Below are 12,661 nucleotides of genomic sequence, written 5' to 3'. Positions count from 1 at the left end.
TGACCAGTAAGGGCTTTAGATAGTGGAGTTCGGTTTGCAATCTTAATAAAAAGAATGCAAATAGTGACTATATTACACTTGCACAATTGCAAATGTTCTACTACGTCTGAAAACTAATAGGAGCCTGATCTCAGGGTTTGCTGGCGGACATCCTTTCACACAGTTGTATTGAGCTTCGTTGAAGCTTTTCGTAAAGCTCTTCGGGTCGGTTGCCGCCGTCAAAATTGTATTGTTCCAACGCTTTACAATCAGTAGAAAAATCAACCGCTCCAACCATCAACGCCGCCCCTTTCATTTTGTGGGCAATTTTCTTTACATCCACATAGCGCTCGCTTTCCCAAGCCTTAACTAGCTCTTTGATGTCACTTTCCTGCGCGGAGAGGTAGCGGTCTATCAACATACCAATGAGCTCAGGGTCGTCACCTGTGTTCTCTTTCAGTGTTGAAAGGTCGAAAGGCTCAAGCGTTTCGCTTTCCACTTCTGCTTGTTGCGTTTGGGTTTTGACAGCACTTGATGCTGCAGTTGTTGCAAGCGAAGGAGAAACCGTTGTAGATGAAGAGCTTTCAGAGCAGGGTTCAGGCTCTGTTAGAAAGCTGTTCATCAGAACAATCAGGTCGTGCTGTTTAAAGGGTTTGGCGATGTACTCCGTCATTCCGGCATTGAGGCACTTCTCACGATCACCACTCATGGCATTGGCAGTCATAGCGATAATCGGTACTTCGGGCAAATTGTTCTCAATTTCTAACTGGCGGATTTTCCGTGTGGTTTCGAATCCGTCCATTACAGGCATTTGGCAGTCCATAAAAATCATGTCGTAGCGATTAGACATAAATCGCTCGAAGGCAATAGATCCGTTGTCAGCAAGTGTGGTCTTGCAGCCGAGTTTAGTGAGAACAGTATTGATGAGCTCTTGATTGACTGGGTGGTCTTCCGCAATCAGTACTGATAGACCTTTAACATAAAGGCTGTTACCGACATTGCGAGAAGATTCCTCATTGTGGGTCATCTGGCGGAAAATCTGTTTACGGCTGAGTCCTTTGGCATCCAGCTTGATGACTGTCGAAAGTATCTCGTAAATAGACTCAATATTAAAAGGTGCGCTGATTGACGCTGAAATGACTTCTGTATTCTGTATCAACACACCACGGATATCAGCGAGGTAAAGCACCGTATGTGAATTACCTTGTAGGAGCATAGAGGCTTTGAGCTTTTCAAGAGAAATAGTGTGATCAAGCAAGGTCACATCGAATTGGTTAGACTGAAGTGCAGCAGATGCAGCATTTTCATCGCGGGCGATTGTGACGCAAAGCCCTAAGAGGGTGAAATATTTATACAGGTTACTTACCTGAGTAACGCTGCGGGAGATAAGCAGCGTCTTCATTCCTTGAAGTAATGATGTGTGTGAAGGCATTTGCTCTCGCGATGTATCAGGGACTTTGACAGTAAAGCGAGCGCTAAAGGTGGAGCCGTGACCAATGGCACTTTTAGCTTGAATGTCACCCCCGAGAAGATCAGCAAATTTACGACAGATAGGTAGGCCAAGCCCTGTTCCCTGATAGCGACGCCTACTGGAGTTATCAATCTGTGAGAAGTTTTCGAAAACCTTGTCCAGTTGCGCTGGCTCGATCCCAATGCCAGTATCGGCTACCTTTATCTCCAGTTCACAGTCAGAACCATTCCGACGGAGCTGGGTGATAGAGACATCCACATAACCACTATTGGTGAACTTAGCAGCATTACCAGCCAGATTAACCAGTATCTGCCTTAACTTGGAAAAATCCGACATGATTGAGCAGGGTAAATTGGGGTCGGTAAATGTGGTAAAACTGACGTTGTCTTTCACTCGGGGTGCAACGATATTAGTAACATTTTCAATGAGTTCATGAATACAGAAGATTTCCTGTCGAACGGTCATTTTACCTGCTTCAATCTTCGAAAGATCTAGCACATCATTAATAATATCTAGCAATGCACTTGCCGATACCGCAATGGTGTCATTGTATTGCCGCTGTTCGTTGGATAGCCGGGTGTGTGAGAGTACTTCCGACATACCCATGATGCCATTAATTGGCGTACGAATCTCATGGCTCATCATGGCCAGGAAATTAGATTTGGCCTCGTTGGCCTGTTCGGCATCGTCTTTCGCGCGCACCAAGGCTTCATTTACTTCCCTGTTAAGTTGCGTCTGGCGGTCGGAATAGAGCATGCTACAGATGCTTTTCACGACGGGAGCAATCCAATCCACGATCTCACCAGTGTAAGGGTCATCACGACCGGCTAACACAATGATACCGACTTCTTCTCCCATCGTGATCAACGGTAGGAATGCATAGTGCTCAAAAAAGTCGCAATCATCGTTGAGTACACCTTGGTGGGGTGAAGAATACGCTGTACGTTTGAGGCGGATAGCGGACTCGGCAAACGGTAGCAGTGGAAGCGGTAGCTCCTTAAATTCTTGCTTGAGGTTATTGACTTGGTGCTTGAAAAGTAGCTTCTGAACGCCGCCTTTTATAGACAACATTGCTACCAGGTTACTGTCGGTAAAAGTTGCCAATACAACCAACGCTTTTTTGAATGACCGCTCGGAGTTCCCCGTGGTCATGTACATGTCCTGCACAGAGTTAAAAACAGAATACAGTGCATTACTTCGACTAAGTTTGGCTTCCATTCGTGTGCGCTGGGTAATGTCCCGAACGTTCATGACCACGTAATCCCGGTCACCAATGCGCTGCTTATTCCCTACAAGGTGGAGGAAAAGGGAATCATTATCTCCACCGTGAAATATTTTGCTAGCTTCCTCGCTGACGAGCGAGTTTTGGTATACCTGTTCAATGGTTCGAATGAGTTGTTGGTTGATGTCAGTACTGAGGGTATTCAATGGCGTGCCTTTTTCTGGCACGTTCGGCAAATCGACGAGTGTGGAAGCACGGTGATTCACCGTCATAACATTACCGCGGTTGTCGAGGACAATCACGCCGTCAGCATAGTTCTTTAAAATAGATTCAAGGTACTGTTTGGTGAACCCAATACGCAGTAGTGAGTTGGCGTGTTTCATAAGAAACAGTATAAATGCGCCGGTAACAACAAAAAATGTCACTGAGAGGTAGTTTTGGGTATATGAAACGGCACTAAGTGCGCTGTTTGCATCAAACTCAATGACAAGCCCAATAGGGAGTTCTTCGTACCATTGCCAGACGCCAATCGAAGGATCAGGGAGGTGGCCTTGAAAGCCTTCTGCGTTGAGCCTGATGGATTTATCTGAGCGATAAAGTAAGTCTGATGGTGTTTTCCCTATCCTATTGACTGTTTCAATTGTGTCTGGCAGCAGAAGGCGATTCTTAGTTGGAGCGATGATTTGACCACTATCATTGATGGCGAAAGCAATACGAGAAGGGATAGTTTCCTGACTGAAAAACAATTTGTCGAAGTCCGAACTTTTTCGGGTTGCCACCAAAACAACGGGATCTGTATGACTGGAACCGTTAAAAAAGGCGAGAGCCATAATGATTTCCGTTAATGGCTTTTCATCATCAGACAGGTGAGGAGGGCTAATAAACAGAGTTTGTCGCTTGACCATAGGAATGATGTTTGGATAGATGTTGACGGCTACATCTGAAAACTCGTAAGCAAGCTCAAGAAGAATTTCTCCCTTCGGGGAAAATAGAGTGACTTCGTCGAGTGAAAAGGATTCTCGATATAAATCTAAGATTTTTGTTACTTCGCCGGCATTGGTTAGGGCTTCTCCGTTGAATGCGCCGCTAATATCCAGCGCCTGAATCAGTTGATTATCGGTGGCAATAATCCCCAACTCGCGTTCACGGTGGTGATACCAGTCATCAACTGATGAACTGAGATTGCTGATTTCTGTTGTAAGAAAGTAAGAAAGTTTTTCCTGCGTGTCCTGATAGATGGAGCGATAAAACCAAAGGAAAGATAGCAGCAGAATAATGACGACTGCACCGCCGCTAAGGAAGAGTTGGGCCAGTGTATAGCGAGATTCCTGGCTAGCTAGGCGGAAGTTGTTAGCCATTTAGTCCTCGTCATGTGAGCATATTAAAATAGGGATTTGTATTTAGTGTCTTCCTGTACCACATGTTTCACCCACCAAAAACGCAACAGACGGAAAAAATCGGTCTTATAAAAGCCGGGATCCGCTTGGCACTTAAGCATCACAAACTCTGCCTGTTTAACAAGGCGCGCATGCATGTCTTTGTGCATTTTCAGTCTTGGGTAGTTGGCATCAGTGAGCAGATCCTCTTCTAACTCAATATGGTCCTCAACGTAATGCTGAAAGCGCTTTGCAATGTCATCAAACTCATTGCCTTCATGATGAGTAACAACAAGGTCATAGGTGTCGTTGATGATACTGAGCAACTCTTTGTTGCTCTGGTCTAGTTCTGGATGACCGACAGTGAAGCGGTCCTGCCACTTAATAAATTTCTTACGGTTGTCTGACTCTGGTTGCCCTTCTTCTGTTGCGGGAGCAACCGGCGGTGGAGAAGAATGTTCTGTAGAACTTGGTGTTACATTTTCTGTGGTATTTGCGAGAATAGGCTCTGCTGTGCCTGATTCTTTATGCTCATGAATTACTGAATCAACTTCTTTTAAAACGTCGTCAGTAAATGCAACGGTACCGTTCACCTTGAATGCTGTTGATTTAGCGGGATCTTGCTCGTACATAGCAAAGTAGTGTTCGATACCCTTCTTTGGTTTGGCTTGTTGGGAGAGCTGGCTGATTCTATCTTGAAGCGATTGCTTATTTACTGGCTTCACGAGGAAAGCGTCCACATCGAAAGCGATACACTGGGCAATAACAGTCTCTGCGGCATTAGCTGTGAGGATAATGATTGGGATGTCATGAGGCAGCCCATAGCGGCCACTCCTGATAAGTCGAAGCATTTCTAGTCCATCAATGGGTTCCATCTGCAAATCAGTAATGATGAACGAGGGGCGCTCATGGTATAGCTTAGACATGGCATCAGCGCCGTCAGTAGCTGTGATGCACTCATTAAACCCTTGAGACTTTGCCATAATGGCGATGGTCTCACGGATCATTTCATGGTCATCAACAACTAAGCACTTTTCAAGCATTAGCTACCCCAACTTAAGTACAGTCTCCCCTAATAAAAATAGCCTAGAGGGCTGTTTTTTCAATTAAAGAGACGCTAGTTTTATAATTGAGATTACTAATTCTGATACAGATCCCGTTAGCGGATTAACCAGAAAAAAATCATTGAAATTATGACCGTTTTCAGGGTGCTAAGGCGCAACAGACTAAGTGCGCATACAAATCCACCTGCCAACAGGAATGGATTGTGCAATGATATGTCGATGCTTCCTTGAGGAAAAAGTAGGATAGGTACGGTTAATGCCGTTAGCACTGCTGGTGCCGAGTATTTCAGGATACGTTGCATCGCTGGGGTTACGCGAAATGGGATGCTCTGAGCGAGAAAGAAGTAACGCACCGAAAAAGTAATGCCTGCCATGCCGATAATAATAAGCCAAGTATTCATTTTCTCTTCCCCTCCCTCTTGGTGTGTATAGGCATAACACTTTCATACACAAACCCAGCGATCATACCAGTGATAGCGGCAGCAATCAGTGCATTGTCATAGCCTGCTAGTGTCAATATTGTCATTACTGCGAATGAGACCAACACACAGACTAGGACCGGAATGTCTTTAATTGTCGGTATGACTAAGGCGAGGAATGTCGCGGCGATGGCAAATTCCAGTCCTAGTTCTTCAATGTTCTCAAACTGCGTGCCGCCAAGCACACCCAAGAGAGTGGCAAGGTTCCAGCAGAAGTAGAAAAATGCACCACTGAACAGGGCGTAGTGCTTGTCGAATTCTCCCGTTCTCTCAATATTGGCAGCACAGAGTGCATACATCTCATCAGTCAGCAGAAAGCCAAGAGTGATTCTCCACTTAAGGGGTAATTGTCGAATGTACTGACGAAAGTTCACAGAATAGAGCAGATGACGGGCACTGATGACAAAAGTGGTACCAAACAGTGTGCTTACTGGCACACCCACGCCCATCATGGTCACACCTGAAAGTTGTGCTGCTCCTGCAAACACAAAAAGTGACATAGCTTGCGCCTGTAAAGGTGTTAGGCCCATTTGGACTCCTAGCGAGCCGCAAAGCACGCCCCAAGGGATCACTGCCACGCTGAGCGGCAACATGTCAGCGCAGGCATTGAGCCAAACTTTATTCTTCATGAGTAATGAGGGGTTGTCTTTGTTCATGCTTATCCTTCGAATGCGGGAGAATGCTTTCAGTTTTATCAGCCACACGTATCGAAGAATTGCACAAAATTGCTTTCTGGTATTGCTTCGGTGTTACGCCAATGGCACGGCGAAAATGTCGGTGGAAATGGCTTTGGTCGTGGAAGCCACACGAGATTGCGCAGTCGGCAAGGCCGAACCCATTTTTCATCATATGTTGCGCGCGACGGACACGTTGCTGTATCTGGTAGGCGTGAGGTGGCAAACCATAACGGGCTTTGAACTGTCTAACCAAATGATATGGGCTGACCCCAGAAAGCTGACTTAAGGTGTCCAAACTGACTGTTTCCGTTGCGTTTTGATGTAGATATTCCCGTACTAAATCCATTTTGGGACCAATCTTGATGATGTCCTCTGGCAATTGGGGGCGCTTGTTAAACCGACACGTCAATGAAAGCAGGACATGATGGGTGAAGGTTTCAGTAAGCAGCGGATCTTCATTGCTGCGCAGCAGAGAGAAGAGCATTAAAAGTTGATTGGACAGCTTGGGGTCTTCTTCAACCGCAAAAGGGAAATATGGCACTTTGGATGCTAGCCCAAGATCTTTAGAAATGGCCTCGAATTGCGCCTCGGTGGGATACATAGCTTCGTAAGTCCAGCCTCCTTCGGTAGCGGAATGCCCATCATGTACCTGATCTGCGTTGACAAGAATAATGCTACTGGCTGGCGCGATATGATAACCACCGGTTCGCCAGAAACGCTGTGCGCCTTTGCGAATGACACCGACGGTATAGCCCTCATGGGTATGGCGGGAAAAAGATTGTTTTTCGTAAGAGGCTTCCAATACTTCCAAGCCGCCTAACAGAGGTGAAGAATCAAATTTCGCGTGTTCCATTACACTCCTTGCTCTACCCATAAGGGGCTGGCGTTCTAAGTCTTACGAGTATACCCAAGGACGACGATAAAAATTTGTACAAAATTGCGATAGTGATGGTGGGTGCGATGCAAAAAGAACGGATAAGTGGAATTGGGAAAAGAAAAAGGACGCCATGGGGCGTCCTTTCAAATTCTCTGCGAGAAGAAAAAATTAGATTTTTTCTACGTTTGCAGCTTGTGGGCCTTTTTGACCTTGCTCGATCTCAAACGCCACTTTTTGGCCTTCAGCCAGAGTTTTGAAACCTTCGCCAGTGATAGCACGGAAGTGAACGAAAACGTCTGGGCCATTTTCTTGCTGAATGAAACCAAAACCTTTTTCTTCGTTAAACCACTTCACGGTACCGGTAGATTTAGACATGTTGTCTCCTGAATGTATTTCTATTTGTATCATTGCGCACACGCGCATTAAGACCTATTAACGAATCACTTATGGTGGCAAATGTAGCGAACATCTTCAGGACAACTTACTTTTGCGAAGGTAGGGTGTAACGAAGTTTTCAATTGCAGCATAAAGAGCTCTATTAACCAGGCCGAACGATAGTACCACAGAGGTGCCAATTGTATAGTTAATTTATGGCTCTTCTGCGTCACCTTGTGCATTAGGTCCACTACTTCTTCGCAAATTACGCTGAAAGTTGGCGAAAATAAGCACAACGTAAAAATAGTCGGAATTCTGAGAAAAGAAAGTGAGACATCTCTCGATTTTCGAAAGGGGAAGTGTATTTGTTCTAAGAATCATAACGTTAGATAGCAAGTTGAAGCAAAATTGTCACACTGCTTTCAAAATAGCGATTAAAAACCACCTATCCTACTGAGGCATCCAGTTGTGATGTTTCGATCCTGTCACTGTTTGAATTAATGGAAAAAAATAAAATCATCACTAAAGAATCGAAAGTTCGGGAGGATTATTAGTGAAAATTGGGATTGATCTGGGCGGCACAAAAATTGAAGCCGTTGTTTTAAACAATGACGGTGAACAGCTTTTTGTTGAGCGTGTTCCCACGCCACAGCATGACTATCAGGGGACGTTGGACGCGATAAAAGGGCTAGTAGATCGTGCGGAGACCGCCGTTGGCGAAAAATGCACCGTCGGTATGGGGATCCCAGGTACACTTTCTCCGGTGACAGGGAAAGTAAAGAATGCCAATTCAGTCTGGCTCAATGGTCAGCCACTTGATAAAGACCTTAGCACCTTACTTGGCCGTGAAGTTCGTATTGCAAATGATGCAAACTGCTTCGCGGTCTCTGAAGCCGTCGACGGTTCAGGGGCAGGCAAGCACCTAGTATTTGGGGTGATCATTGGCACGGGTTGTGGTGGAGGGATCTCGATTGGCGGTAAAGTCCATGCAGGTGGTAATGGTGTTTCGGGCGAATGGGGCCACAACCCACTGCCTTGGCAGATCGAACAGGATCGCCACCATGCCGAGCACATTCACTGCTATTGTGGCAGACCAAGTTGTCTTGAGGTATTTATTTCCGGCACTGGCTTCTGGAAAGATTTCGAGTTGACGCATGGTGAAACACTGCGAGGGCCAGATATCATGGACCGTGTAGAGAGAGGCGATAAAGACGCTGAAGCTTGCATCCAACGCTATGAAGACCGTTTAGCCCGCGCATTGGCATCGGTTGTTAATACTCTAGACCCCGATGTGATTGTACTTGGCGGCGGGATGTCCAATGTTGAACGTATTTACAAAAATGTTCCAGCATTGATGAAAAGATGGGTCATGGGTGGCGAGTGTGACACACCAATTGTGAAAGCTAAATATGGCGATTCGAGCGGCGTACGCGGGGCAGCCTGGCTCTGGTAATGATTCATTGTGGTATGGTGGTATCTTCCACCATACCCCAGCTTTCTTCTTTTCCTCAATTTTTCTTCTTCACGCCAACCTCAACGAATGCCTCTATAGTTACAAAGTGATTCTCATTTCTAATACTTTTAGTGTTTGATGGCATTGTAAGGGGACGTATGAAGATCATTTTTGCAGACGATATGGCAGACATGCGCGACAGCATTTTGGAGTCTTTGAATGCATTGAATGAAGACTTTGGGCCATTAGAAATCCTTGGGCAGGCCAAAGATGGTAGAGAGCTTATTTCTTTGGTAGAGCGAAATCCTTCTGTCGATTTGGTTTTGACTGACTTGAGGATGCCTAACATGGATGGTTTGTCAGCGCTAGTCTATTTGAAGGCAAACTGTAATATCAAAAATATCGTGGTCATTTCCAATGAAAGCTTTGTCTCAATCTCTCGGGCAGAAAAGATAAAAGTGGATGCTGACACGGAAGAAAAGCTGGCGTTGCTCGATAAGATTGCGCACCGCGTCATTGACGATGAAGTGGTGGAAGGCAAAATTAACTCTATTCTGATTGGTTGTGAAAAGTTGAGATTAGATCCTGTACAGGTTGTAGAGTATTACGGTGCCTCGGGCTACATGCGCAAACCTATTACAAAAAGAAAAATGCATGGGTTGTTTGATGAACTGAACAAGACAGAATCCTTTATTAATATCGGTATCGTGTAAGTCAGATGTGTGATTATCTGCTCGTTCGGGTAGATAATCACATCAACCTTCCTTCTAATTTCCCTACTATTTCATGTTGTTATTGGCCTATTGCCAAGATTACAGATGCTTATTGATAGCTTTGACATTGGGACAAGCTGGCCTACTGTTAAATCAAAGCCTCAATACTTTCTCAAAATTGAAACATGAGGTTGCTCTATGGGCGGGTTTGTCTAATCCGTTGTTTTGTAAGCCTGTAGCTTGAAGGGCTAGCCATGGATAATGCAGCTGAGCGATACTTGGAAAAAAGCGCTGTCCTGAATTCGGGAGATAGACAAGTCGGTCATCATCGCGGAACGAGGTTAAAGCAGAAGAAACTCATCTTTTCTCTGGCTGAAGAGCAGTATGGAATTCCTCTGTCTTCCGTGAAAGAGGTGATTGGTATGGTGAAGGTGACGCCCATCCCTCATATGCCGAGCTTTTTTAAAGGCCTTATCAACCTTCGTGGGAAAATCATTTCCGTTATCGACCTCAGGCTGAAACTCGGGTTCGAAGAAAAAGCCTATGAGCCCAAGAAGACCTCCATCATTATCAGCGACGTCAATTCACTGACTGTCGGCACCATCGTGGATGACGTGAATGAGGTCATAGGCTTCACGGATGAGCAAATCGAAACCAAAATTCAAATATCCAGCAGTATAAAGCGAGAGTACATCTATGGCGTGGCGAAGGCCGAGGATAGCAGTCTGGTGTTATTGCTGGACATTCTCAACGTGCTTGAGCCAGAGGAATTAGATTTGATTAGCACGCACGTTTCTGTGCAGCCGACAACTGGCAACACGAATTTTGATATTTAGCCGAGGATGTTAGCCATGCTTGAAAAACTGTCTTTACGAGCAAAAATTTTTCTGGGTAATGGTGTAGTGCTTTTGTTTCTCATTGCGCTTGGGTTGCTAAGTCTCAATAGCATGAAAAATCTGAGCGCTACTGAAAGGTGGGTGGAGCATACCCACGAAGTTATCAACAAAGCGCAGAATTTGATTGCTGCCGCCATCAATATGGAAACCGGGATGAGGGGTTATCTGTTGGCAGGCAAAGAACAGTTCCTTGAGCCTTATGATGAGGGAAAGCGAGAGTTTGAGAGCATCGTTGAGGACCTGAAACAAAAAGTCAGCGACAACCCCCGACAGGTTTCTTTACTTCAAGACGTTGAAGTTACGATTGCAGACTGGCAACGCAATGTTACCGAGGACATGATTTCGCTGAGACGCTCTATAGGTAATGCTAAAACCATGAACGACATGAGCGTGACTGTGGGAGAAGCCAAAGGAAAAGCGTACATCGACAAAGCGAGAGGTTTGCTAGATACCTTTATTGCCCAACAACGCTCGATATCGAACGATAACTTCCCCGCTTCCCAATCCTACGAAGATAGAGAGGGCTTTAGCGACATAGCCCAAAAAGCTCTGCTGATTAAAATCGCAGTATTGGATATGGAGACAGGGATGAGAGGCTTCTTACTAACAGGGCAAGAGGCTTTTTTGGAACCTTATGCTCAAGGGAGCAACCAAATAAGCCGATTACTTACAGGGCTTAAGCTGGAAGTCAGGGACAACCCCATTCAAGTGTCAGTGCTGGAAAACATAGAAGATGTTTTGGGTGACTGGCGTGGGAATGTGGCTGAAAACTATATTACGTTAAGACGTGAGATAGGTGATGCCAAAACCATGGATGATATTTCTGATCTGGTGGCTCAGGAACGCGGGAAGCAGCACTTCGATAAATTTAGAAGCCAAATGAGGACTTTTATCGAGCGGGAAGACACCCTGATGGCAGCGCGAACAAAGGCTGCACACGAAAGTGTCAGCAGTACCTACATCACCATTACCGCTGGCATGGTGTTAGCCGTTATTGCATCAGTGCTTGTTGCTAACTTCTTGAGTGTGGCCATCATGCGCCCATTCCAAGATATTTTTAAAGGGCTGACGGTGTTCAGTTCGAAGGAATTGGGGGATTTACGCGTTTCATTCAATGAAGTGGTGCGACGCATGAATACGGGGGCGTCCAGAGTAGCAATGATCGCCGCCAACATTGAGGATGTTTCTCAGAACCTTTCCCAAATTTCTAATCGACAAGCCAGCTCAGTGGAGGAAACATCTGCGAGTGCGGAAGAGATCTCCAGCATGGTCCAAAATAACGTTCAATCCGCCGAACACTCCCGGGATCTGTCCAAAGAAGTTGGGGATAGAATGACAGACTTGGACGAAGCTATGTGCCAGATTTCTGAATCAAATCATAAAATTACAGAGCTGGTTAAGATCATTGCGGAAATTGGGGCAAAGACCGAAATCATCGACGAGATTGTATTCCAAACCAAACTGCTTTCATTCAATGCCTCAGTCGAAGCGGAAAGGGCGGGAGAGCATGGCAGAGGATTTGCTGTTGTGGCGCAGGAAGTTGGGAATTTGGCTCAAATGAGCGGGAAAGCAGCAACAGACATTTCTGCCATTGTGAAGCAAAGTATCAACGAAGCCGAAACAATCGCGAAGGAAAACACCATACGGGTAGAAAATGGGGGAGGCATTGTGTCAGAAACCCGCCAGCAGGCGCAGTCGATGGTGGAAGGTGCGACCAACATTTTTGAAGCTTCGAATGAGCAAGCAAGGGGCATACAAGAAATCAGCAATGCGGTTGAGTCTATCAACAGAGCGACACAGCACGCGGCATCCATTGCTGATCAGGCTTCTAACTCCAGTTCAGAGTTGACCAGACAGGCTGAAGATCTCAATAAGCTGGTCTTGCACATGAGCACCTTTCTGTGTGGTCATGAAGCGGAAGCCAAGGAAGAAAATAAAGTAGAGAAGCCTCTGAATTGGGAGGAGAACAATGAACATGACTTTCAACGAAATAATCATGTGCAGAAAGCGAATGCACAAAGTGATGAAGTAACGATGGAAGGGGACAACAACAGCGCCTGGAACCGGCTTTGAACGGGG

The 12,661-nt window shown here is 45.7% G+C and carries 10 protein-coding genes; 4 read left to right on the top strand and 6 right to left on the bottom strand.

What is annotated here, in order from left to right; genetic code table 11:
* Positions 1-130: 130 nt before the first annotated feature.
* From VP504_RS19315 to cspE, 6 genes are all read right to left on the bottom strand, one after another.
* Positions 131-4,030, bottom strand: a complete 3,900-nt coding sequence (locus VP504_RS19315) for a hybrid sensor histidine kinase/response regulator (RefSeq protein ID WP_325895027.1) — start codon at positions 4,028-4,030, stop codon at positions 131-133.
* A 23-nt stretch (positions 4,031-4,053) separates the two neighbouring features.
* Positions 4,054-5,091, bottom strand: a complete 1,038-nt coding sequence (locus VP504_RS19310; RefSeq protein WP_325895026.1) for a response regulator — start codon at positions 5,089-5,091, stop codon at positions 4,054-4,056.
* A gap of 116 nt (positions 5,092-5,207) precedes the next feature.
* Entirely contained in the window at positions 5,208-5,513 is a 306-nt protein-coding gene (locus VP504_RS19305; RefSeq protein WP_325895025.1) for an AzlD domain-containing protein, read from the bottom strand.
* Positions 5,510-6,247 carry an AzlC family ABC transporter permease gene (locus tag VP504_RS19300; RefSeq protein ID WP_325895024.1) on the bottom strand — a complete coding sequence of 246 codons (738 nt, stop codon included), beginning with the start codon at positions 6,245-6,247 and terminating at the stop codon, positions 5,510-5,512. The genes VP504_RS19305 and VP504_RS19300 overlap by 4 nt, the downstream gene beginning before the upstream one ends.
* The gene (locus VP504_RS19295) at positions 6,210-7,121 is read right to left on the bottom strand and encodes an AraC family transcriptional regulator (protein ID WP_325895023.1); all 912 of its coding nucleotides are present in this window, start codon (positions 7,119-7,121) and stop codon (positions 6,210-6,212) included. Before VP504_RS19295 ends, VP504_RS19300 begins: the two co-directional genes overlap by 38 nt.
* 192 nt (positions 7,122-7,313) lie before the next feature.
* Positions 7,314-7,520, bottom strand: a complete 207-nt coding sequence (gene cspE, locus VP504_RS19290) for a transcription antiterminator/RNA stability regulator CspE (RefSeq protein ID WP_062707344.1) — start codon at positions 7,518-7,520, stop codon at positions 7,314-7,316.
* A 553-nt stretch (positions 7,521-8,073) separates the two neighbouring features.
* Between cspE and mak the strand changes: the two genes are divergently transcribed.
* From mak to VP504_RS19270, 4 genes are all read left to right on the top strand, one after another.
* Positions 8,074-8,973, top strand: coding sequence for a fructokinase (gene mak / locus VP504_RS19285; RefSeq protein ID WP_325895022.1), 900 nt, complete (start codon positions 8,074-8,076; stop codon positions 8,971-8,973).
* Positions 8,974-9,131: 158 nt separating this feature from the next.
* Positions 9,132-9,686, top strand: a complete 555-nt coding sequence (locus VP504_RS19280; RefSeq protein WP_325895021.1) for a response regulator transcription factor — start codon at positions 9,132-9,134, stop codon at positions 9,684-9,686.
* Between the two features lie 254 nt (positions 9,687-9,940).
* Complete coding sequence (locus VP504_RS19275) at positions 9,941-10,522, top strand: chemotaxis protein CheW (protein ID WP_084387675.1); 582 nt, start codon at positions 9,941-9,943, stop codon at positions 10,520-10,522.
* Positions 10,523-10,537: 15 nt separating this feature from the next.
* Complete coding sequence (locus VP504_RS19270) at positions 10,538-12,655, top strand: CHASE3 domain-containing protein (RefSeq protein ID WP_325895020.1); 2,118 nt, start codon at positions 10,538-10,540, stop codon at positions 12,653-12,655.
* The last annotated feature ends 6 nt before the right edge of the window (positions 12,656-12,661 follow it).

The sequence above is a fragment of the Grimontia sp. NTOU-MAR1 genome (assembly GCF_035758505.1).
Classification (GTDB): domain Bacteria; phylum Pseudomonadota; class Gammaproteobacteria; order Enterobacterales; family Vibrionaceae; genus Enterovibrio; species Enterovibrio marinus.
This window is presented reverse-complemented; position numbering and strand designations above follow the sequence as displayed.

Bases quoted from the DNA above. Each gene is read 5' to 3' on its own strand.
- VP504_RS19305 (WP_325895025.1), bottom strand. From the start codon at position 5,513: ATGAATACTTGGCTTATTATTATCGGCATGGCAGGCATTACTTTTTCG.
- VP504_RS19295 (WP_325895023.1), bottom strand. From the start codon at position 7,121: ATGGAACACGCGAAATTTGATTCTTCACCTCTGTTAGGCGGCTTGGAA.
- VP504_RS19275 (WP_084387675.1), top strand. From the start codon at position 9,941: ATGGATAATGCAGCTGAGCGATACTTGGAAAAAAGCGCTGTCCTGAAT.
- VP504_RS19300 (WP_325895024.1), bottom strand. From the start codon at position 6,247: ATGAACAAAGACAACCCCTCATTACTCATGAAGAATAAAGTTTGGCTC.
- VP504_RS19315 (WP_325895027.1), bottom strand. From the start codon at position 4,030: ATGGCTAACAACTTCCGCCTAGCTAGCCAGGAATCTCGCTATACACTG.
- VP504_RS19310 (WP_325895026.1), bottom strand. From the start codon at position 5,091: ATGCTTGAAAAGTGCTTAGTTGTTGATGACCATGAAATGATCCGTGAG.
- cspE (WP_062707344.1), bottom strand. From the start codon at position 7,520: ATGTCTAAATCTACCGGTACCGTGAAGTGGTTTAACGAAGAAAAAGGT.
- VP504_RS19280 (WP_325895021.1), top strand. From the start codon at position 9,132: ATGAAGATCATTTTTGCAGACGATATGGCAGACATGCGCGACAGCATT.
- VP504_RS19270 (WP_325895020.1), top strand. From the start codon at position 10,538: ATGCTTGAAAAACTGTCTTTACGAGCAAAAATTTTTCTGGGTAATGGT.